Below are 22,741 nucleotides of genomic sequence, written 5' to 3' on the forward strand. Positions count from 1 at the left end.
TTACTGACTTTTCACCACTTGCTGCATCGCCTTCATTTTCCCAAGATGTTCTGCTTCATGGTATGCAAGCATGATTAAAAGATCTCGATGCGTTTCGATACTTCCGAACGGTACTTTAAAGGACACATTTGATTTCCAGAATAAATCACTAAATTCATTGATGCGATTCTGTTGTTCTTCCAACGCACTTATAAGTACGTCAAGCTGTGGTGGCTCTGTAGTCCAATCAGCAGGTTTCGTACCTGAACCAAAAAGGTCAGCATAGTCTGCTGGAATGTTGGTTGATTTTTTTGGATACATAAATAAAAATTTTTCATTCGTTGCAAGGACATGTCCAATATGCCAGCGAATGGTATTATTGAAATAGGTGGACGTAATATCGACAGTTTCCTCATCCAACTCTTTTACAAATGTAATTAAGGAAGTTCTTGTTAAATTAAATAGTTTTCTTGACATGTAAATCCCTCCAGTAGTATTGATTATAATGGATATGAAGTCATTTTAACAGTAATTAGAAGTAGATGAAGGAAAAAATGAAGCGAATATAGAATAGTAAAGAGAGGAGGGAATACATCGTGAAACAGAAAAATATACTCGGGAGAATCTTATTCTATTTTGGAATTGCGGTTATTGTTTTAGGATTTATTCAAGCAATATTAAATGCCCAAATGATGCAATATGATCATAACGGAATAGAGCGGATGGAATTTGAATGGCGCTATTTTCTCATGTCGTTTATTCAACACCTGATTAGTGGAGTAACCATAATCGCCTTATCGGAAGTCATTCGCCTTCTAAATACATTGAATTATAATTTTAGTACCGTTCGTATGGCTTCAGAAGATTTTCAACCAGTAATCCTTGAAAAGGGAAGAGAAGAACCGCACATAGATAACTGGACATTGACTGAATCCGAAAAAGTAAAGATTCATGAACTATATTCGGATAAAGCAATTTTGGAAATAATCCCGTCTCATAAGAAAGGTTACTGTATCGTCACATTACAGGATTTTAATGGACCATTAAAATCCTTTCAAAAAATAGTTGATATTAATGATGTGGGCGCTAGAGAGGTTCATGATCCAGTAATAAAAAAACAACTACTTTCTTTTCTCGATGAAAAATAAAAATACAACTCATGTAGTAGAAGGGTGTACATAAGTTTGTATATAAAGTTTGGTATGCTACGATTATTAAAACAATACATAAGGAGTTGTCTTTTTGGATAAAGAAAAGCGAAAATCGAAAATGGGATGGTTTGGATGGACAATGGTTAGTGTGGTTACCGTCACCATTATTGCTTCGGGCTTATTCTTTTTTAATGTGTTTCAACTAGATTTAGAAACGGTATTTGATGGTGAGGATACGTCAGATGCGATCGATGAAAATGATATTACAGATAAGGGAAAAGAGGAATTAGAGAAGGTGCGTTCTACCGTAGGACAGGAAAATACCAAAGTAGGACAGTTTGTATCAACTACGCATGAATTCTATAACAAGACAACCGGTTATGGTGGAATTAATAATTTGGATTGGGAAGAACAAAAAGACCAATCGCAACAGGTTATCAATTCGATAGAGGAACTGACACCGGAGATTACAGATGAACGGTTACTTGCTGACTTGGAATCCATCCGATCACTGGCACAAAGCACGCTTGAAGAGGAGAATTCTAAGGATGTACGGAATTTACACAGGTATTTTCATGACCTGGATATCGCATTGAATGACTATACTTCTTATGATAGAATGTGGAAAGTTACGGAAAGCTTAAAGAATATTGAATAAGTTAAAATGATACTCCATCAGGAGAAAAGTATGGTAATCTATAAATAGAAATAATACATAGAGGAGGAGAATGAACATGGTTAAAACGTTGATTTTTGGACATAAGAATCCCGATACAGACACAATCTGTTCGGCATTGGCATACGCAGATTTAAAAACGAAGACAGGTACAGAGGCAGAACCTGCACGATTGGGAAACGTTAGTAAAGAAACGCAATATGCTTTAGACCATTTTAGTGTGGATTCTCCCAAGTTAATTGAAAAAGTTGAAGATGGTGCAGATGTTATTTTGGTGGATCATAATGAGTTTCAGCAAAGTGCTGAAAATATTGTGAATGCACGTATTATTGAAGTTATTGACCATCATCGGATCTCGAACTTTGAAACAAGAGAACCACTTTATTTCCGGGCAGAGCCAGTTGGTTGTACAGCTACGATTATAAATAAAATGTATAAAGAGAAGGGGATTGCTGTTTCTAAAGAAATTGCAGGTCTTCTACTATCAGCAATTATCTCCGATTCATTATTATTGAAATCCCCAACGTGTACGGACGAAGATGTGGATGCGGCACATGAGCTTGCAGAAATTGCAGAAGTGAATCTGGAGACATATGGCTTAAAATTGCTTCAGGCAGGTGCAGATCTTAGTGATAAAACAGTGACGGACTTAATTACCATGGATGCGAAAGAATTTTCTATGGGAAATGCGAAAGTCGAAATCGCACAAGTAAATGCGGTTGATACGAGTGAAATTTATAAGCAGCAGAATGAACTTGTTAATGAAATTTCCGAAAGAGTATCAGCAAATGGATTGGATCTGTTTTTATTCGTTGCAACAGATATCTTAAATAATGATTCAGAAGTTTTAGCAGTTGGTAAAGGTACAGGAAAAGTGGAATCAGGTTTTGGAGTAACACTGGACAGTAACAATAGAGCACTTCTCAAAGGGGTAGTATCCCGTAAAAAACAAATCGTAACAGTTCTTACGGATGAATTTTTAAAATAGGTAAAAGAAAAGCGTTCCTGCAAATAGCAGGAACGCTTTTTTAAATAAAAAATAAACGAAGTAAAAAGGACTTCCCTTCTGGGAAGTCCTTTTCTATAGTAAGCTTGACTTACGCTTTGTTAACGTTAGTAGCTTGTGGTCCACGGTTACCTTCTTCGATATCGAAAGTTACTTGTTGACCTTCTTCTAAAGTTTTGAAACCTTCGCCTTGGATTGCTGAGAAATGAACGAATACGTCATCTCCACCTTCAACCTCGATGAAACCGAAACCTTTGTCTGCGTTAAACCATTTTACTGAACCTGTATTCATAGAAAAAACCTCCATGTGCATTTGGCACTTTTTATTACTATTTTTGTTCAAGATTACAAATCAAGACGAAATCACTATTAGAGTTACTACTTTCGTATCCTGTATTTCTAACGAACATCAATAATTAATTATAGTATAACATATACAATCAAAAAATATCCACCTTTTTTAAAAAAAATTTCAAAACAACCTTTGTTATACTTTTAAACCTTGTTATATCAATATTTTTAGCTATCAAAAAATTTATAAATAAGGACAGGTGAATTACGAAATCACACTTTTAAACGTATTTTATGTGTTAATCGTTTCAATTCAGGATACCGGATCATGAATAATTTGTCTTCCAAATTGAAAACACTAAGTAGATGGAAGGGAGGGATTCGGTATGTCAGGAAAACCAAAAGGACCAAAACAGCAGCAAAAGGTGAATTTACCCAAAAGCCCAGCACAATCCTATGGAGAACCATTAAGTGGTTCAAAGAAAGTGAAAAATGCGAACCATTCACGACAAAATCACAATCCGCATCACGATATGTAGGTTTCATCTAATTTATCAGGAGGAGCACAATCACTTGTGGTTATTGCTCCTTTTATTAATTCACCTCCAACGTATATCATTTGGTATACTTGATGGCGAGGAGATGACGTTAATGTGGAATGATTTTAAAGAATTTGCTTTTAAAGGAAATATCGTCGATTTAGCTGTAGCTGTTGTAATTGGTGCAGCATTTGGTGCAATTGTGACATCGTTTGTAGAAAACATCATCACACCATTAATAGGAATGATCGCAGGTGGTATTGATTTTACCAAATTGAGTATCCAAGTAGGAAATGCAGAGGTCTTATATGGTAATTTTATTCAGTCACTTATTGATTTTCTAATTATTGCATTTGCAATTTTTATGGCAATTCGTTTTCTAAGTAAGTTTAAACGCAAAGAAGAAGCAGTTGAAGAAGTGGTGGAAGAGTTGGATGCCCAGGAACAATTGCTGATAGAGATCAGAGATTTATTAAAAGAGAAAAACAAAATGAATTAAGCAAACAAGCTGCGTGGCATATTAATGGGTTCCGTTACCTCCGAAAAAGCGGTGCAATTTGTTATCCTAAATAAAACAGCCTCGCTCATAAGGAACGAGGCTGTTTTCATGTTATCTTCTATAACTAATGCCAAACGCTATCGGTCTTGTTTTATTGAGGAACGAATATAGGACACCATTTCTCTAGCTGCATATGAAACATACTTATTTTTCTTTAAAATAATTCCCAACTTCCAGATGATAGGGGGATTAACGATAGGAATGGTTTTAATGAGATGTTGATCTACTTTCTTTGCAACCGATTGTGGGAAAATCGAGATGCCAAGATTCTGTCCCACCATCCCTGCAATAAAATCCCAGTAGACACTTTGATACGAAACTTTAGGTTGAAATCCTGCTTTGATACATTCCTGCACAAATTGCTGGTAAAGAGTAGAATTATCTTGAAAAAGCACAAAGGATTCATCTTTTAACTCAATTAAAGAAACACTCTTCCTAGCTGCGAGTGGATGGGATGAATGAACAAACAACATAAACTCCTCCTCAACAAAAGGGATAACATCAAATTCATCCTCAACAGGTAATGCAGCGATACCCAAATCGAGTACTTCCTCATGAACAGCTTGCTTCATTCTAATGACATTATCTTCTGCTAATTGAATCGAAATATTGGGATATAAATCTCGAAACCCTTTAAGTATTTGTGGGAAAAACAAATAGCCAATGAGAGGGGGAATTCCTATTTTTAGCTTTCCTTTTTCCAAATTCATCATATCGAATGATAGGGAAGATAAGTCATCAAGCATTCCTAAAATCTTTTTTCCTTCCTCAAATACAATTTCTCCTGCAACAGTTAGCTCAATTTTCTTGGCCGAACGATCAATAAGTTCAACGTGTAACTCATTTTCTAGATTTCTTACCGTTTTACTGATTGTCGGTTGAGATAAGTGCAGGACTTCTGCTGCTCCTGTAAAGCTTTTTAGCTTTGCCACTTGTATAAAATAATAGAGTTGCTTTGTATCCACTGTTTCACTTCCTTAAAGAGTTCTTTCATGAACACATCATGTATTATTCTATTTTAACTATAATTTAAGCTATAGTACACCGGCTGGCTTCGAATAACCCCAACCCCTCATCTTTCGGATCGCAGTAAAAGGAGAAGCTAACTCTTTAGGAACTATAGAAAAAAGGAATAGTTTTTATAAATTATATTCATTTTACTTATAGTTAAAGGCTAGTTATACTATATAGGTGAGTTTTTTGATCAAACAACTCAGGTTCGTATAATTATTAGTATTTTGCTGGGCGATTTACTACTTATAAAGTAGATGAATGTGAGGTGGAATAATAGGATTCATAAATGATCATGATCTCTAGTTGTTTTAAAACTAAAGATAGTAAGTGAAATTGCAAAGCACCAAGAGAATAAAGGGGAAAATCAGAATGGATATATTAGGTATAGTAGGGATATTGTTAGGTATATTAACAATCATTCTCTTTATTATTAAAAAGTTCAGTATCATCGTTGCTGCACCGATAGCTACGATTGTCGTATTGCTATTTAGCGGGGTACCTATACTAGAGACCTTATTTGGCCAAGAAAATTCTTATATGACGGCACTTGCTGGGTTTATTGCAGCAAATTTCGCTATATTCTTATTGGGTTCTATACTTGCGAAATATATGGATAAAAGTGGAGCAACCATTTCCATTGCAGATAAAGTATTGTCGGTAGTAGGAACCAAGAATCCGTACAACGCATTAGTAGCATTATTTATTATTTCTGCCATTCTTACATACGGTGGTATTAATGTATTCGTGGTCATATTCGCAATAATTCCCATGGCTAAACCGCTCTTTAGAAAACTTAATATTTCGTGGAAATTAGTTGTCATTCCGGTGTTTGGTGGGACGTCAACGTTCACGATGACGATGTTGCCTGGGGCACCTTCCTTACACAATATTGTGCCTTCAACGGCTTTGGGAACGACATTAACAGCTGCGCCGCTTATCGGAATCGTCACTTCTATCGTAGCAATTGTCTTTATACTCGTATTTATGAAATTATCGTTGAACAAAAGCTTGAAAAAGAACGAGACATTTAATGTGGATGAGAAGGTTGAAAGTAGTGCTGTGATTTCAGAACGTAAGCTACCATCCTTTATTATCAGTTTACTGCCTATCCTTGTGTTATTAGGTATCATATTACTATTTAGCTCGGTAAACAATATTATCATTGTTGCTTTGATTGTTGCGATTGTATTGAGTGCAATTCTTTTCCGTAAACAAATCGCAGAGCAAAGAGAGGTATTAAATCAAGGTGCAACGGAATCGTTATCATCAACGATCACAACGGGTAGTACAATTGCATTTGGTAGCATTGCGACAAGTGTTCCGGCGTTTAAGGGTGTATTTCAAGCTATACAATCCATTCCTGGACCTCCCGTACTCTCATTAATGATTGGTACAGGCCTTATAGGCGGTATTACTGCTTCTGCTGTTGGAGCGATTGGTATTTCTGTTGCGAATTTTGCCCCTATTTATTTGGACATGGGATTAGATCCGGAAACGGTTCACCGTGCAATCACCATCGGTTCTGGAGCACTTTCCATTGTTCCTTACTCTGGATTCTTGATTATATTTAATAATTTAACGGGATTAACGATGAAAGACACCTTCGCTAAAGGATTTATCAGTATCAGTGTTACCCACTGGATCGCAATGGCTGTTGTCGTTATCATGACCCTCTTAGGTATAGCTTAAGCTTAACTGTAGCAAGTGTTATGAATGATTCAACTAGAACGTAACATGAAGCACTTTATTCTAAAGTACTTTTTGTAATAAATTAAACACAAAATAGGAGGAATTTATCATGAGTAAAAAAATTGGATTTGTAGGATTAGGAACAATGGGCTTCCCAATGGCTGTTAATTTAAAGAAAGCTGGTTTTGAAGTAATCGGTTATGATGCTTTTAAAGGTGTTTACGAGAAGGCGGAAGCTGCAGGATTCACCATGGTAGAAACCTTAAAAGAAGTAGCTGAACAAGCGGACGATGCGATTATTTCCATGGTTCGTGACTATGCTCAAAATGTTGACATTACTTTTGGTGAGAATGGTCTATTATCTGCCGGGCCGAAAGATAAAACAATTATTGTCATGAGTACACTTGACCCTGAAACAATGAATGAATTAGGCAAAAAAGTCGAAGAAGAAAGTGATTTGAGCTTAATTAGCGCTGCGGTAAGCGGTGGTGCTTCAGGTGCTCAAGCTGGAACATTATCGATTATGACATCCGGTTCCCAGACAATCGTGGAATCTTTTAAGGACTACTTTGATGCAATCGGATCCAATACATTCTACTATGGCGAGGAACCAGGCAACAGCCAAGTAGCAAAATTAGTTAATAACCTTGTTCTAGGTATTAACATGAATGCAGTGGCTGAAGGACTTAAATTAGGGGATCATTATAACTTACCTCAAGAAGAAATATTAAACCTATTACAAGTAAGTACTGGTGATAGTTGGGTAGTTAGAAATTGGAACGATGTTGTTTCTGAATGGACTGCAGACACTGCCTTGGCCGTTCTACTTAAAGACTTAATCGCTTCTTACAATCAAGGGATTAAACAAAATGTATCGATGCCATTCAATGCCTTATCATCTACACAATTATTTGACTCTATGGGAAAAGAAAAACCAAAAGTCTAATAATTGATAAAAGCACTTATTTGGTTGATTATACCAACTCTCTAATAGGAAAGTGTTCTGTGTTAAAACAGAATACTTTCCTTATTTGTTGAGCTTAAGAGTTACTAAAATAAGCTTTTTTTGAATTATTTCTCCTAACTGCTCCTTTAGCTCAATAAGCTGATAGGAGTTACCAAAATGTTAATTCATTATATTGGAAGTAATCAATTATAATTAAAACAATAAACAACACTACTCCTAAAATCAAAGCAAGTTTAATTCTCTTTTTTATGTTTGCAATAGGTAACGGAATTAATGTCAGATGGTGCATTTTTTACTTTCTCCTTTTGACAAAGACGGTTACTTACACAAGATTAGGATGTTTACTTAGAAATTATTCGCAAAATAGGTACCTGTCTCATACATTCCCATGGCAACTGACATAGGTTATAAGTGAACCTATAACAGAAAGGGGATTAGTTATGAGACAACGTCATGGACGTCATTGTCGCTGTCATGCTTGTAAAACAATTGTATATCCGACAAAGCATAATTGTGTGAACCAGTACTCGGAAAGTGAAGTTAACCATGTGTATCCTTCACATACGACAGTTATGAATCATCATACAGTCAAAAATAAACATGTATACCCGCATTCAACATCTGTACAGAATGTAACGAAGAGTGTGGATCAGTATGGTGGATCGTTTAATGTACCAGCTACAGGACCAGGTGCTCAAGTAGCGGGAGCAATGTCACCGGGATATGGTCCAGGTCAAGTAGCAGGAGCAATGCAACCAGGTTATGGCCCAGGTCAAGTAGCAGGAGCAATGCAACCAGGTTATGGTCCAAATCAAGTAGCAGGAGCAACGCAACCAGGTTATGGCCCAAATCAAGTAGCAGGAGCAATGCAACCAGGTTATGGGAAGAAACCAGGATATAATCCAAGTCACGTAGCAGGAACGATGCAACCAGGATACGGAGCAGGACCTAATCACTGGAAAAAACCGAATAAATGGTGTTAACTTAAAGAAAAGAGCTGGCAAATAAATTGCCGGCTTTTCTTTATCGTAAGGTGGTAAAAACATGAAAATTTTAACTGTATCTGGTTATAAATCGATGGAACTGAGTATATTTAAAGAAAATGATCCTCGTATTACATTTATCAAAGCAGCGATTGAAAAAAGGTTGATCGGTTTTATCGAAGAGGGAATGGAATGGGTAATCATTTCCGGACAAATGGGTGTAGAGATGTGGACAGCAGATATTGTCCTAGATCTACAGGAAACCTATGATATTAAAATCGGCGTATTCCCACCATTTGAAAACCAGGACAACCGTTGGCCGGACAACCTAAAGGAGAAATATGAAGAACTTCAGATGGTTGCTGATTTTTACAAACCACTCTATCAAGGCGATTATAAAGGTCCTTACCAATTCAAAGCTAAAAATAAGTGGTTTGTTGATAAAAGTGATGGCTGTCTTCTCCTTATGGATGATGAATTTCCTGGCAGTAACCGTTTCCTTTATGAAGCAGCAAAAACAACGAATAAGGATTATCCTATATTTATTATTACACCGGCAGATTTGGACGATGCAGTCGAAGAAATAAAGATGGCAGATCCGGATTATTGGGTATGAAAGAAGACCTGATGCTAACAAAATATAATTTTTTCGCCTAGGCTTGCATATTATTTAAAGAAGCATGAAGAAAGGCGGTAAAAATATGTATTATCCATATGTCCCACATTATCGGCAACCTGATTCACAACAACGAATCCGCACGATAACAGTTACTGGTAAAGGTACTGTATCCGTTCAACCGGATATTGCTAGAATTCAGCTTGGAGTTGTTACGGAGGGTGAATCACTCCGTCAGACGCAGCAGGAGAATGCACAAACAATGAATCAGGTCATAGAGTCACTTGTTGCATTAGGTATATCACGGGAAAATATCCAAACAACTGCTTACAATATCCTTCCAAGATATGATTATGTAGACGGTCAGCAAGTATTCAGGGGATATGAGGTTAGAAATGAAATAACGGTTGAGGTTTCCATGATTGAACAAACTGGTACAATCATTGATGTTGCTGTAGAGAATGGGGTCAATCATGTCTCAAATATCCAGTTTACGGTTCAAGACAGACAACGTATTTATCAGGAAGCACTTGTATCTGCACTCGAGGATGCCCGTGTAAAAGCTCAAACGATTGCTCAAACAATGCAACTGAATCTGGATCCTACACCAATTAGAATTGTGGAGGAAGTAACAGATGATCCAATCACCTATCAAACATTTGTTGCTTCTGTGGACAGCCTTACTACTCCAATTGAACCAGGAGAGATTATAATCATGGCAAAGGTAGATGTTAAATTTCAATATTAAATAAGTCAGGGGACGTATTAATTTCCCCTGACTTAATGTTTTACGATAAATAACTTAGTATTAAGCAGAGATTTGTATCCATAGTACCTTGTGTAAGGCATGATGAAAAAACAAAGAAACTAAAAAATAATCACAGAAAAGTATTGCAAATGAAGCGATGCTTTTTTATATGTAAATTATAAGAAGTAAGAGCCATTTTCCATTAAAACAATGATATAATGTTACAAAATATTAGAATTCATTAATAATTATAAAGGGATGGTTAAGATGGATTATTTAATTCGTAAAATGAAAAAAAGGGATATCTCCCAAGTTCAACACGTAGCGAAAACGAGTTGGCATTCAACATACGAAGGTATTATTCCTCTGGAAATCCAGGATAAATTTCTGAATTCAGCATATAGTGTTGTAAATATGAAAAGACGGTTAAAGCACTCAACTATTTTTGTTTCAGAAGTTGGCGGAAAGATTGTTGGTTTTGCTAACTATTCTCCTGTTTCTGTAGATGGATCGGTAGAGCTTGGAGCTATTTATTTATATCCCGAATATCAAGGCAATGGAATGGGTACAGCACTTTTGCAGTTGGGAATTGAAAGATTGGGTGCGAGTGAGATTCATTTGAACGTAGAGAAAAATAATACAATCGGTACAACTTTTTACCATGCAAAAGGCTTTGAAGTAAAATCCGAATTTGAAGACAATTTTGATGGACATATGTTAAAGACAGTAAGGATGGTTTTGAAAGTAAAAGAAGGAATGGAAATCTGAGTAATTAGAGAATGGAGGTTGAATAAAATGAGAAGTAATCCTAAGTTAGTGTTAATGGTCTCTCTTTTTTTTGTTGTTGTTATTCCTTTCCTTTTTCTTCTTATGTATGTAACTACAAGTAATTTAACTTTCTTTTATGTTGGTCTGATCCCAGTTTTGATTTTTTTACTGATAGGTGCGATTCATTCGATGAAGGAATTGAAAAAGCTGAATAAATCATAAAAAATCGCCTGTATTTTTATGAGCCAATAAAAACTGTTATAATGTGAAAGAAGAAGGGGAGGGAAAGAAATGTTTTTCCGAATTATTAATAAAGCCATTAAAATGGATGCTAAAGTAACCATATTTATTGGTTTAATAGCATTCATTTTATTTTCAACCAGAATGATTCAACTGATTGAACCGGAAACGTTTCCTTCATACTTTAGTGCTTTATGGTGGGTAATGACTACGGTGACAACAGTTGGGTATGGAGATGTTTCACCTGTTACATTCGGTGGCCAACTATTTGCTATGATTGTCGTTTATATTTTTGGGATTGGTTTAATGGGTGTTGCTATCGGTTACATCATAGATGTTTATGTGGAATATAAGCAAAGAAAGGAGCAGGGGAAATTGACCTATAAAGGGAAAAATCATTTCGTAGTTATCAATTATTCTAAACGTTCGAAGGAGACAATAATTGAGTTGTTACATATGCATGATGATAAAGATATTGTTTTAGTTGCTGAGGATATTGATAAAACGCCTTTAGACAGTGAAAGAGTTCATTTTGTAAACGGAGATCCAGCTGATATCACTATTCTTAACAAAGCAAATATCGCAAAAGCTGATTCCATCATGATTTTTTCAGCAGATAATATTCCTAATTCATCTTTCGCTGACGGTCAAACACTATTAATTGCAACAGCGATAGAAGACTATGCTAGAAAAACAGGTACGCCAATTTATACAATTGCTGAAATCATTAATGATCTACATATTTCGAGTTTCATCCATTGTGGGATTGATGAATTCGTTACACCGAATCATACGAGTGCCAGATTAATTGCTAAAAGTGGTTCTTACAAAGGTGTCAGTGAAGTATTTAGACAGCTCACTTCATCAAATTATGGAGAAGATATGTTTATGATTAAGCCTCATAAAGATTGGACAACTTATTTGGATGCTTTTAATGATCTATATAAACAAGGAGCTACCTTATTGTCTGTAGATAACGATTTGAATATCTCTTCGAAATCACAGGAAAAGCTTAATGAAGACGCTAATTTATTAATTGTTTGTAAAAATAATACATATGAAGAAATAAAAAAATATATTTCTTAATTGATAAGAATGATAATTAATGATCGGATGCGAAAAAAGTAGCCCCAGAAGAAGGTGCTTCGATTTCAAGTGATTGAATTGTAGATAACATTGCTCCAGGTAATATATCAAAATCTACAGGCTAACTAACATCCTTGAACTGCCAGTTCCCTTTGTCCTTTTCTGTGCAGAAAGTAGTAGTTACTTCGCATGAGGAAAATTCACAGTTAATTTACTGTCTATTCAATCTCCTTCAATATCTATCATTTATGCTTATGATAGATTCGAAATTGAGAGGAGAGGTTAGAATGGTTAAGAAAAAGATTGGTAAAATTGGTGCTGTTGCTTTAAGTACAGGTCTGGTCCTTTCTGGGTTGAGCGTTGGAAGTGTAGATGCTGCTAAACCAGATTGGGCAGGGAAGGGTAATGGAGATAATGGAAATGGGAAAGAAAACCAAAAGGTAGAAAACGTGATTTATATGATTCCAGACGGATTCAGTTCAGATTATGCCTCGAATTATCGTGTATATAAAGGAGAAGAGGCCATTTGGGATAAGCATTTGAAGGGTGCGTTTACTACAGATTCAGCTAATTCCGATATTACAGACTCTGCTGCTGCCGGTACTGCGATGGCGACTGGTGAGAAAACGAATAATGGTGTGATCGGTCTTGATACAGAAGGCAATGAACTCAAAACGATTCTTGAAGCATCGCAAGAAGAAGGCAAAGCTTCTGGTTTAGTTGCTACTTCAACCATTTCACATGCAACACCTGCAGCATTTGCTTCACATGTTGAAAGTCGTAATAATGAAACCGAAATTGCTAGACAGCTTCTTTCAAACGAAGTAGATGTAATGCTTGGTGGCGGTAAAAATAATTTCTTACCAGCATCACAAGGCGGAAATCAAGAAGAGGTTAATTTGATCGAACAAGCAGCAGAGCAAGATTATGAATTTGTTGAAACTCGTGATGCATTGCTAGCAGTCAATGACATTGATGTTGAAAATGGTGAGAAATTGCTCGGTCTTTTTGCAGGGGATGCATTATCTCCAGAATTGCACCGTGGTGAAACAGAAGAACCAAGCATTGCTGAAATGACAGAAAGTGCAATTGATGTCCTTGAAGAAGATAAAGATGGATTCTTTCTTGTTGTCGAGGGAAGTCAAATTGATTGGGCCGGTCATGATAATGATGCAGCATGGGCTATGAGTGATGTTGCAGCATTTGAAGAAGCTGTAGAGGAAGCGATTGAATTTGCCGAGGAAGATGGTAATACGTTAGTTGTCGTTGCAGGAGACCATGATACTGGTGGTATGACGACAGGCTCCAATGGACAGATGGATCTGAATGCAGCTTTACTACAAAATGTTACAGCTACAGGGGACCATATGGCAGCACAATTAAATGAAGACCGCTCTAATGTCAATGAAGTAGTGAATACCTATACTGGTTTTGACCTAACAGAGGAAGAAACACAATACATCCAGGAAGCAAATAATGCGTCCTTTGCTATTAATACAGTCGTCAGTGATCGTGCTACTATTGGTTGGTCAAGCACAAACCACACGGGAGCAGATATTCCGGTATATGCATATGGCCCACAAGCAGATACGTTTGTCGGCTTCTATGACAATACAGATTTACCAAAAATAATCGCCGAGGCAATGAAGTTGAAATAAGGCGATTTATAGTATAATAAATTAGAGGAGCTTGTCAAAAATGACAAGCTCCTTTCTATTTCTAAGTTAGTAAACTTATACTTATTCAGAGATAGACCCAATACTTTAATTAAAACCTCTTGGTGCTTACAGATGACGAATCTAATAAGTATAATAAAGTTAAAATCCCTTATGAAAGAATGCTTTTCATAAGGGATTTCAATGTTTAATTAACTATTGTGAACTACAGGTTGTTTTATATCTGCGACAGGTTCTTCCTTAACAATTCCACTAGAAGTGTCAACTCTTTTAATGAAGAATGCCAACACAAGTGCCAGAACAATAATCAATGTAGAAACAAGAAATGATAAGTTAATGCCACTTAGCATTGCCTCATTCATTATTTGGGACTGCATTTGTGCCATTGCTTGGTCAGACATCGTGACGTTTAAGTCCATGCTAGCCATTGCAGAAGCAGTGAGTTCTTCTGCTCTTGCCCCCGTACGAGAATTCATCACCGTAATCAAAAGAGCCGCGCCAATTGCACCTGAAACCTGCTGCAATGTATTATTCATCGCAGTACCATGTGGATTATCTTTCATTGGTAACTGATTCAAGCCGTTTGTCATCACCGGCATCATAACCATGGACATTCCTAAGGCGCGGATGGAGAATAACAGCATAATACTAAAATATGAAATCTGCATATCCAAACGGCTGAAGAAATAGGTTGTGACAATCATAATCGTAAGTCCGGTAATTGCCAGGATTTTAGCACCATATTTATCAAATAATCTTCCGGTAATTGGAGACATGATTCCCATAATCAATGCACCGGGAAGCATTAGCAATCCCGAGTCCATTGGAGATATTCCCCGAACGGTTTGGATATAAATGGGAACTAGAATCATACCTGAGAACATTGCCATTGCAATAACAACAGAAATGGCAGATGACAATGCGAACATCGGGTACTTGAAAATTCGAAATTGAAGCATTGGATCTTCCATCTTCAACTGACGGAAAATTAATGTGACAAGAGAAATGACCCCAATGATAATTGTTCCATAAACAAGTGGGTGGTCCCAGCCTCTATCTCCAGCCGAACTGAAGCCATAAAGAAGCCCACCAAACCCGAAACTTGATAAAATGATGGAAAATACATCCAGTTTAATATCGCGTTGTGGAGTTATATTCTTCAATTTAAATATTGCTAATACAAGCGTAAGTAACGCAATTGGTATGACTATCTCAAAGAGTGTTCTCCAACTGTAATGTTCTACAATCCAACCGGAAAGGGTCGGACCGATTGCGGGTGCAACAATCATTACAAGCCCGAATGTTCCCATTGCTGTCCCTCTTTTTTCAATCGGAAAAGCGGTCAGCATGACATTCATTAATAATGGCATCATAATTGCTGAGCCGGAAGCTTGAATCATTCTTGCGAAAAGGAGCACACCAAATGTTGGTGATATACTTGCAAGGATCGTACCTAACGTAAATAGACCCATCGCGGTAATAAACAAGCTTTTGTTTTTAAAACGCTGTATAAAGAATGCACTTGCCGGAATTAAAATCCCGTTAATCAGCATATATCCAGTAGAAAGCCACTGAACTGCTGTTGCATTTACATCAAATTCAACCATAATGGATGGAAGAGCTACATTTAATAATGTTTCATTCAAGATTGCAACAAAAGCCCCAATAAATAAAATTGCAATCATTCCATATGGCGGTTTCTTTTGAACCGAGTTCGTTTCCACCATGATTGTTGATCCCTACTTTCTTTTCTATATAATCACTTTTATAATATTATACCGATAGTCTAGGAAAATCAATATTGTAAAACGATTTTATGAAAATAATTGATATATTAATGTTTTCATTCTAAAATTTAAGTAGACTAATGTTCTATAAGGAGAAGTTATGAACCTAAAAAGGAAAAAAATCATCGATGCTGCACATCAATTATTTATTGAAAAAGGATTTGCTACAACTTCCATACAAGATATCTTAAATGAAGCCAACATTGCGAAAGGAACTTTTTATAATTATTTCAATTCTAAAAATGAATGTTTAATGGCAATCCTGGAATATGTTAGGCAAGAAAGTGATCAGGAGAGATTGGAAATAGCGTTTGGTAAGAAAAAAGATAATGAGCAATTATTTATTGACCAAATTGCTATACGTTTTAATACCGATAAAAAGCATAATTTAATCGGCCTTTTTTCGTCGGTATCATTCACGGAAGATGAAGACTTAAAAAATTTTATGATTAAGTATCATATAACGGAAATACATTGGGTTGCAAAGCGGCTCACAGAAATTTTCGGTCCAGAAACCGAGCGATATGCTCTGGATCATTCCATCATTTTCTTTGGGATTATCCAGCATTTTCTCTACGTAGGGAAGATGTGGGTACAAAAAGATCTGACAGCAGAAGAAGTAATATCATTTGCGCTGAACCGAATCAAACCAATCATTAACACGCAAGAAGAATCAAGTGAAGTTATCTTCGAAAAGGGTTCCTTCTCTGCTTTTAATAATGATTCAGGGGAAAATATAGCAGACATCCAAAATCAGGCAAATATTCAATTGAGCAAGCTGATTAACAAAATAGAAAGGGGAAGAAGAATGGATCCGGATAAAATGGATCTTCTTGAATTTTTAAAAGAAGAGCTGGGTAGAAATAAGCCAAGAATTCTTTTGCTGGAAGGTGTATTGATGTCGTTATCAAAAAGCCCCACAGCCACGGAATATGAATATGAAGTGAGAGGAATTTCATCCATGATCTGGAGATTGATTGAGAAGATTAGAGAAGGTTGACTGGAATGAAAAATTATTGTTTAAAAACTTCCCATTTAAGGGAATATAACTATAATCAAGTACTGCTGTAATGGAGGAGAAATAATGGGACGTTTATTAAGAAAGCTAATTAGGTATGGGCCATTGGTTTATCCGATTGTCAGAAAGCTATTGAATAAAAGGAAGCAAGGAAAAAACATTCGAAGATAAATAAGAATGAAGCTGGGCTAAACCAGCTTCATTTTTTGGTTTTACAAGTAAGAAAGTATAAAACTTTCTTACTTGCATAAGTACAACGAAGGCATTCGCCCGATTTGCCAAATTTTCTAATAAACCTTCGATTGCAGGAGAAACGCAATTATTCTAGAATATGTAATAAAGCAATGGATAAACAATAAACTTACATAAGAATGTAAAATAGCTATATTTTGTAACAGCAACAGAGAAATGGGGAATGGATATGCTTTTACAAATTGAGAAGATGAACCAGCACTATGCTGTCGATGCTTTGTGCTGGAAGTATACAAAACCATATGACTTTTATAATAATATATTAACTTCGAATGCAATCTTAGAATTATTGAGCAATAAATACTATGCCGTACTTGCTGGCTGTGATGAGTTAATTGGCTTTTTCTGTACGGGAAGATCTGCTCAAGTACCTGCCGGTGATTCTTTCCATGTTTACAATGAAGATTGTGTGGATATCGGACTTGGAATGAAACCTGAATTGACAGGGAAGGGAAAAGGATTTGAATTTTTTTCGCATATTCTTCATTTTGTAGAAGAAAACCATAATGGAAAAGATATTCGCTTAACAGTAGCTACATTTAACCAAAGGGCAATTATTTTGTATGAAAAAGTTGGTTTTGTCAAACAAATGGAGTTCACTAGTCATGAAGCGGATTTTATAACGATGATCAAAAGGAACACCTGACTGCGGCTACGCATTAATTTATGTCAGGAAAGAGAATATAAAGAAGTAAGCGCTATCTTTATGTGAATCGAATCACATTTCTTGAAGTGAAGCTTTCAGTTATGGTATTAATAGAAGTATTGCAATCATCAAAGTACAAAATGGAGGAATAAAAAAATGAAGATAGTAGCACTTGTAGGTAGTAATCGTTCAGAATCTTATAATATGAAACTTACTCGATTTATGAAACAAAGATACACTGGAAAGGTCGACATCGAGATCTTGCCAATCAATCAACTTCCTTTCTATAATCAGGATGAGGAATTGGATTCACCAGCAATCGTTAAAGAATTGAGAGGAAAAATCAAAGAAAGTGATGGTATTCTATTCGCTACACCTGAATACAATGCTTCCATCTCTGGAATGTTGAAGAATGCAATTGATTGGTTCTCTCGAGTGGAAACCGTAATGGTAGGCAAACCAGCTATGATTGTCGGAGCTTCCATGGGGTCTTTGGGAACAGTAAAAGCTCAGATGCAACTTCGCCAAATATTAAATGCTCCTGGAGTAGGAACACTAACGTTGCCAGGGAATGAAGTATTCATCGGTTCTGTACATGAAAAATTTGATGAAGAAGGTAATTTAAACGATGAATCAACTGTAGAATTTATTGATTCTGTTGTAACTAACTTTGTTAACTGGGCAGAAAACGCTAAAGTATACAGCTAATTTTAAAATGAATGTATATATCCTTAGACCGTCATTATGGCATATGCCACAATGACGGTCTTTGTCTTATCTTTTCAAGCGATTTTTGCATCAAAGAACTCGTAGTCATTTTTTAATACATTCCGGGGATGCTAAGGAGTGAAAAAAGTATTTTACTACAGGAAGGATGTTTTTAAAATGAGAAAAAGTTTATTTGTTTTTATGGCAGCTGTGCTCATGCTTTCTCTTTCGCCCCAGGCTTCCCTGGTGTCTGCTTATTTCCATGATAGTCAAGGATGGAATTCGGAGGAAGTTCACAACGGGGACGTTCAAGAGAGACGCTTCGAAAGTGATGCATTGTTAAAACTGCATGCGATGGAATTGGGGATTGAAACAGAAGGCAAGGAGATGGATTCTTTAGCATCTGAAGTGCACGAAGAAGTGATTAAACAAGCTGCAATAAAGCTTGGAATTGCGTCGGAAGGTAAAGATTTACAGGAACTTGAAAAAGAAGTTCATCATGCGAAAATCGTTCATAAAGCAGAAGAATTGGGAATCGAAACAGAAGGAAAAGAAGATAAGACTATCGCTAAGGAACTCCGTGAAACAATGATTAAACAGAAGGCAGAAGACTTAGGCATTCCAATAGAAGGGAAAGATATAAAGGATTTAAAGAAAGAAGTCATGGAAACACATATAAAGTCTAAAGCAGAAGAATGGGACATTTCTACCGAGGGAAAAAACCCTCGTGACATAATGAAAGAAATTCGCGAAATGAAAGTTATGAAATCTGCTGAACAATTAGGAATGGAAACGAATAATAAAGATTCAGAGGAAATTCTTGATGAAATAATTACAAATCATTACGAGGAAGCGAAGGAACAGAAGATTTATCCGTTTGAAGATGGGATGCACGAACAGTAGTAAAGAGATTTTTGTTTATAAAATAGGTGAAAAAAACAGGCCTCTGCGTATGGAACAGAAGGTCTGTTTTTATATAAAATCGGCTAGCTGACTGATTACTGCTTATATTCTTTTTCGGTGCCACCTATGCCAGAAGAAAGAAAGTTAACAAGGTTAAAAATCCCCTTTTCAATATGTTCACTCCCCAAGTTGTTCTATACTCTGAAATATTGCCACATATAATGAGAAGTAAACTTATGTCGTGATTTGGAAGGCGATCCGCCCAAAATAGTCCTCTGTTTTTAAAAAGAGGGATGGAGGAATAAACTAATTACATACTTTAATGCTCTCATCTTAAGAAACGATTACATTGGAAGATTTTGCTTGATTTAAGTCTTTTAGAAGCGTAATATTTTTATTTATATGGAATTCTTTTCTGAGATTAGAAAGAAGGGTATGAATATGGGAAATCATCGTGTAGATTCAGAAGAACCAATAAAAAGAATGCCAATAATGATCGTATTAATATCTGGGGCCTTTATAGCAATATTAAACCAGACACTATTAGGAACTGCGCTTCCACATATTATGAATGATTTAAATTTGGATGCAAATACCGTCCAGTGGCTGCAGTCTGCTTTTATGCTAGTAAACGGAATTATGATACCAGTAACTGCATTTTTGATTGGAACATTTACAACTAGAAGTTTGTTTCTTACAGCAATGGGGTTATTTACGATTGGTACATTAGTCTGTGCAATTGCGCCAAGTTTCCCCATTTTATTATCAGGAAGAGTTCTGCAGGCGGCGGGTGCAGGTATTATAATGCCCCTGATGCAGACAATCTTAATGTTGATTTTCCCTATTGAAAAAAGGGGAACTGCGATGGGGATGTTTGGTTTAGTAATAGCCTTTGCTCCAGCAATTGGCCCATCACTTTCAGGCTATATTGTAGAAAATTTTCCATGGCGAACATTATTTTTCATGATTTTGCCAATAGCTATTATAGATATTATCATTGCTTACTTTATACTTAAAAATGTAACGAAGCGAACATTCCCTAAACTGGATGTATTATCGATTATCTTATCTACATTAGGCTTCGGTGGAATACTATATGGATTCAGTATTGCTGGGTCAGCAGGTTGGTCAAGTCAACAAGTAATTATATCGATGATTGTTGGTTTAGTGACGCTCCTATGGTTTGTTTTAAGGCAGTTCAAACTGGAACAACCGATACTTGAATTCAGAGTGTTTAAATACAAGATATTTACGATTTCAACTGTCTTAGGTATGGTTACATTTATGGCGATGATTGGGGCAGCAGTGGTGCTGCCATTATATATGCAAACCATGTTAGGATTTTCTGCGTTCGAGTCCGGACTTGCGCTTTTGACAGGAGCAGTGTTACAAGGGATTATGAACCCGATAACAGGAAAACTGTTTGATATATATGGAGCGAGGTATTTGGCAATCGTTGGATTAAGTCTCATCGTGATTACAACATTTATGTTTGCTTTTCTGACGAAGGACACGTCCTTCATCTATATATCGTTGGTGCATGCCTTAAGAATGATGGGTGTAGCGATGGCGATGATGCCAGTAACTACTGCAGGTTTAAATGTCCTGCCTAATGAATTAATGGCACATGGTACAGCGGTTAATAATACATTACGTCAGGTTTCCGGTGCAATCGGAACAGCATTGCCAATAACGATAATGACTACAACGGCAATTCCTGAAGAAGGTATACAAGGAATGATACATGGCGTGAATGTATCATTTATTGTCACAGGGATAATAGCTATTGTAGGGCTTATACTTAGTTTCTTCCTCAATGATAGAGAAACGGGTAAGAGAATTACTTTAAGATAAAAACAGATACGTTTTTAAATAAAAAACCCCTCTATAGAAGCAGAGTACTCTGCTTCTATAGAGGGGTTAATTAAAATCTTTAGTTTGCTGCTTTATTATATGCTCCATGCATTACTGGTCCAACATATTCATTCAATTTCCAACCATTAGCGATTGCGGCTGTAACAAAATCTTTTGCTGCTAATACCGATTCTTTAACGGATTTGCCATGAGCTAAGTTTGCTGTAATTGCTGCTGCAAATGTGCAACCTGCTCCGTGATTGTAAGTAGTATCAATTTTATCTCTCTCCAAGATTTCGAAGTCGTGTCCATCATAGAATAAATCGATAGCTTTTTCGTGATCTAAAGCTTTTCCGCCCTTAATGACTACGTTCTTAGCACCAAGTTCATGAATTTTAACTGCAGCTTCTTTCATGTCGTCAATGGTTTTAAGTGGACCATTCTGAGCTAATTGTCCAGCCTCAAATAGGTTTGGAGTAGTAACTAATGATCGGGGCAAAAGATAATCGCGCATTGCATCCGTGTTTTCGGGTTGCAGTACTTCATCATCGCCTTTACAAACCATTACTGGATCCAGTACATAGTTGTCGATATTGTATTCATCTATTTTCTTTGCCCCTAATTTAATGATATCCACGGAACCGAGCATTCCGGATTTCATTGCATCAACGCCAACAGATAAAATGGTGTCCAACTGTTTTTCAACCACATCAACATCTATGGGAGTCACATGATGACTCCAGCCCTTTGGATCCATTGTTACAATGGATGTTAAGGCTGTCATGCCGTAGACGTCATATTCCTGAAAAGTTTTAAGATCTGCTGCTATACCCGCACCACCACTCGAATCAGATCCGGCAAGTGTTAATGTTTTTTTCATTGTCATTGGTAATTCCTCCTTGCATATCTCATCGCTCTAATTGCTTATACTTCGCTTCAATAGTAAAAGAATAATCGTTTAAGAAGAAGATGTAAAGGTATTGAATTATTACGTCATTTACTCCACTGTTGAAAATAAGGCTGTTTATGATGTTTATTGTTTTTTAATCATTGCGGAGTTGAGATAAACTACGAAGTAACTGCTATCTCGCCGTCCGGGATCGCTCTGGGCGGATGCTTTCCGCGGGCACGGCCTCAGCCCCGAAGAGAAAACCACTCTTCTGGTCTTCGGACACGTGCTGTTCCCGCAGGAGTCACCGCCCGCCGCTCTCCCGGACTGGTAAGGCTGTATGACGATTTTAGATACCCCCCGTTAATGTAGTAATCATCAGCAACCTTCTAACTAGCTCTGGGAAATATACGGAGACTCCTACCATGAAAACAAACCTCTGAAATAGGGAAAAAAGGCAATAATAAAGTAGACGCAGCTCATTTGTAAAAAAAAAGAGACAGTGCCTAATTAAAAATTCTTATAAAATATAGCTGGCGTACTATATTAAGAACTAGTATAGACACATAAAAAAATTTTCATTCCCTGTGGTGTATAGCTGATTTTGCGATACATGGTTGACTACGGGAAGAGAGGCATAGGTGAGACACACTGAAATGCGTTAGCATGAAGGGGCTCACCAGCCGCCCGCGAAAA

24 protein-coding genes are annotated in these 22,741 nt (G+C 36.6%); 19 read left to right on the forward strand and 5 right to left on the reverse strand.

Annotated elements, in window-relative coordinates; genetic code table 11:
• Positions 1 to 456: a DinB family protein gene (locus ACHABU_RS17090; RefSeq protein ID WP_435766170.1), complete on the reverse strand. Its 456-nt coding sequence runs from the start codon at positions 454 to 456 to the stop codon at positions 1 to 3.
• A 119-nt stretch (positions 457 to 575) separates the two neighbouring features.
• Between ACHABU_RS17090 and ACHABU_RS17095 the strand changes: the two genes are divergently transcribed.
• From ACHABU_RS17095 to ACHABU_RS17105, 3 genes are all read left to right on the forward strand, one after another.
• Positions 576 to 1,127, forward strand: a complete 552-nt coding sequence (locus ACHABU_RS17095) for a hypothetical protein (RefSeq protein WP_435766171.1) — start codon at positions 576 to 578, stop codon at positions 1,125 to 1,127.
• 94 nt (positions 1,128 to 1,221) lie between these two features.
• Complete coding sequence (locus tag ACHABU_RS17100; RefSeq protein ID WP_435766172.1) at positions 1,222 to 1,788, forward strand: hypothetical protein; 567 nt, start codon at positions 1,222 to 1,224, stop codon at positions 1,786 to 1,788.
• A gap of 76 nt (positions 1,789 to 1,864) precedes the next feature.
• Positions 1,865 to 2,794 carry a manganese-dependent inorganic pyrophosphatase gene (locus ACHABU_RS17105; protein WP_435766173.1) on the forward strand — a complete coding sequence of 310 codons (930 nt, stop codon included), beginning with the start codon at positions 1,865 to 1,867 and terminating at the stop codon, positions 2,792 to 2,794.
• Positions 2,795 to 2,903: 109 nt separating this feature from the next.
• Here the strand turns inward: ACHABU_RS17105 and ACHABU_RS17110 are convergent, their stop codons facing one another.
• Complete coding sequence (locus ACHABU_RS17110; RefSeq protein ID WP_087973512.1) at positions 2,904 to 3,104, reverse strand: cold-shock protein; 201 nt, start codon at positions 3,102 to 3,104, stop codon at positions 2,904 to 2,906.
• Between the two features lie 385 nt (positions 3,105 to 3,489).
• On the opposite strand from ACHABU_RS17110, the gene ACHABU_RS17115 reads away from it, so the two are divergent.
• Positions 3,490 to 3,642 (forward strand): small acid-soluble spore protein P, encoded by a 153-nt coding sequence (locus tag ACHABU_RS17115; protein WP_435766174.1) that lies wholly within the window; start codon positions 3,490 to 3,492, stop codon positions 3,640 to 3,642.
• A gap of 112 nt (positions 3,643 to 3,754) precedes the next feature.
• Positions 3,755 to 4,141: a large conductance mechanosensitive channel protein MscL gene (mscL, locus tag ACHABU_RS17120; RefSeq protein WP_435766175.1), complete on the forward strand. Its 387-nt coding sequence runs from the start codon at positions 3,755 to 3,757 to the stop codon at positions 4,139 to 4,141.
• Positions 4,142 to 4,278: 137 nt separating this feature from the next.
• Here mscL and ACHABU_RS17125 read toward each other — a convergent pair whose 3' ends face one another.
• Positions 4,279 to 5,166, reverse strand: a complete 888-nt coding sequence (locus ACHABU_RS17125) for a LysR family transcriptional regulator (RefSeq protein WP_435766176.1) — start codon at positions 5,164 to 5,166, stop codon at positions 4,279 to 4,281.
• Positions 5,167 to 5,584: 418 nt separating this feature from the next.
• On the opposite strand from ACHABU_RS17125, the gene ACHABU_RS17130 reads away from it, so the two are divergent.
• The 9 genes from ACHABU_RS17130 to ACHABU_RS17170 all read left to right on the forward strand — a co-directional run bounded on the left by ACHABU_RS17130 (position 5,585) and on the right by ACHABU_RS17170 (position 13,970).
• The gene (locus ACHABU_RS17130; RefSeq protein WP_435766177.1) at positions 5,585 to 6,904 is read left to right on the forward strand and encodes a GntP family permease; all 1,320 of its coding nucleotides are present in this window, start codon (positions 5,585 to 5,587) and stop codon (positions 6,902 to 6,904) included.
• Positions 6,905 to 7,013: 109 nt separating this feature from the next.
• Positions 7,014 to 7,850, forward strand: coding sequence for an NAD(P)-dependent oxidoreductase (locus ACHABU_RS17135; RefSeq protein ID WP_435766178.1), 837 nt, complete (start codon positions 7,014 to 7,016; stop codon positions 7,848 to 7,850).
• Positions 7,851 to 8,311: 461 nt separating this feature from the next.
• Entirely contained in the window at positions 8,312 to 8,854 is a 543-nt protein-coding gene (locus ACHABU_RS17140; protein WP_435766179.1) for a CotD family spore coat protein, read from the forward strand.
• A gap of 61 nt (positions 8,855 to 8,915) precedes the next feature.
• On the forward strand, positions 8,916 to 9,470 hold the full coding sequence (locus ACHABU_RS17145) for an SLOG family protein (protein WP_435766180.1): 555 nt from the start codon (positions 8,916 to 8,918) through the stop codon (positions 9,468 to 9,470).
• Between the two features lie 85 nt (positions 9,471 to 9,555).
• Positions 9,556 to 10,218: an SIMPL domain-containing protein gene (locus ACHABU_RS17150; RefSeq protein WP_435766181.1), complete on the forward strand. Its 663-nt coding sequence runs from the start codon at positions 9,556 to 9,558 to the stop codon at positions 10,216 to 10,218.
• Positions 10,219 to 10,485: 267 nt separating this feature from the next.
• Positions 10,486 to 10,986, forward strand: coding sequence for an N-acetyltransferase family protein (locus ACHABU_RS17155; RefSeq protein ID WP_435766182.1), 501 nt, complete (start codon positions 10,486 to 10,488; stop codon positions 10,984 to 10,986).
• Positions 10,987 to 11,013: 27 nt separating this feature from the next.
• Complete coding sequence (locus ACHABU_RS17160) at positions 11,014 to 11,208, forward strand: hypothetical protein (protein ID WP_435766183.1); 195 nt, start codon at positions 11,014 to 11,016, stop codon at positions 11,206 to 11,208.
• Positions 11,209 to 11,277: 69 nt separating this feature from the next.
• Positions 11,278 to 12,312: a potassium channel family protein gene (locus ACHABU_RS17165; protein ID WP_435766184.1), complete on the forward strand. Its 1,035-nt coding sequence runs from the start codon at positions 11,278 to 11,280 to the stop codon at positions 12,310 to 12,312.
• A 287-nt stretch (positions 12,313 to 12,599) separates the two neighbouring features.
• Positions 12,600 to 13,970, forward strand: a complete 1,371-nt coding sequence (locus ACHABU_RS17170) for an alkaline phosphatase (protein WP_435766185.1) — start codon at positions 12,600 to 12,602, stop codon at positions 13,968 to 13,970.
• A gap of 209 nt (positions 13,971 to 14,179) precedes the next feature.
• Here ACHABU_RS17170 and ACHABU_RS17175 read toward each other — a convergent pair whose 3' ends face one another.
• Complete coding sequence (locus tag ACHABU_RS17175) at positions 14,180 to 15,715, reverse strand: DHA2 family efflux MFS transporter permease subunit (RefSeq protein WP_435766186.1); 1,536 nt, start codon at positions 15,713 to 15,715, stop codon at positions 14,180 to 14,182.
• Positions 15,716 to 15,875: 160 nt separating this feature from the next.
• Here ACHABU_RS17175 and ACHABU_RS17180 point away from each other — a divergent pair, with 160 nt between their 5' ends.
• The 5 genes from ACHABU_RS17180 to ACHABU_RS17200 all read left to right on the forward strand — a co-directional run bounded on the left by ACHABU_RS17180 (position 15,876) and on the right by ACHABU_RS17200 (position 21,156).
• The gene (locus tag ACHABU_RS17180) at positions 15,876 to 16,775 is read left to right on the forward strand and encodes a TetR/AcrR family transcriptional regulator (RefSeq protein WP_435766187.1); all 900 of its coding nucleotides are present in this window, start codon (positions 15,876 to 15,878) and stop codon (positions 16,773 to 16,775) included.
• A gap of 439 nt (positions 16,776 to 17,214) precedes the next feature.
• On the forward strand, positions 17,215 to 17,691 hold the full coding sequence (locus ACHABU_RS17185) for a GNAT family N-acetyltransferase (RefSeq protein ID WP_435766188.1): 477 nt from the start codon (positions 17,215 to 17,217) through the stop codon (positions 17,689 to 17,691).
• A gap of 156 nt (positions 17,692 to 17,847) precedes the next feature.
• On the forward strand, positions 17,848 to 18,399 hold the full coding sequence (locus ACHABU_RS17190; RefSeq protein ID WP_435766189.1) for an NADPH-dependent FMN reductase: 552 nt from the start codon (positions 17,848 to 17,850) through the stop codon (positions 18,397 to 18,399).
• A 177-nt stretch (positions 18,400 to 18,576) separates the two neighbouring features.
• Positions 18,577 to 19,302, forward strand: coding sequence for a hypothetical protein (locus tag ACHABU_RS17195; RefSeq protein WP_435766190.1), 726 nt, complete (start codon positions 18,577 to 18,579; stop codon positions 19,300 to 19,302).
• A gap of 441 nt (positions 19,303 to 19,743) precedes the next feature.
• Positions 19,744 to 21,156 (forward strand): DHA2 family efflux MFS transporter permease subunit, encoded by a 1,413-nt coding sequence (locus ACHABU_RS17200; protein ID WP_435766191.1) that lies wholly within the window; start codon positions 19,744 to 19,746, stop codon positions 21,154 to 21,156.
• Between the two features lie 79 nt (positions 21,157 to 21,235).
• On the opposite strand, the gene pdxK is transcribed toward ACHABU_RS17200, so the two are convergent.
• Positions 21,236 to 22,042 (reverse strand): pyridoxine/pyridoxal/pyridoxamine kinase, encoded by an 807-nt coding sequence (pdxK, locus tag ACHABU_RS17205; RefSeq protein ID WP_435766192.1) that lies wholly within the window; start codon positions 22,040 to 22,042, stop codon positions 21,236 to 21,238.
• Positions 22,043 to 22,741 lie beyond the last annotated feature (699 nt).

Origin of the sequence: Oceanobacillus sp. CF4.6 (assembly GCF_051262635.1) — a bacterium.
GTDB lineage: Bacteria > Bacillota > Bacilli > Bacillales > Amphibacillaceae > Oceanobacillus.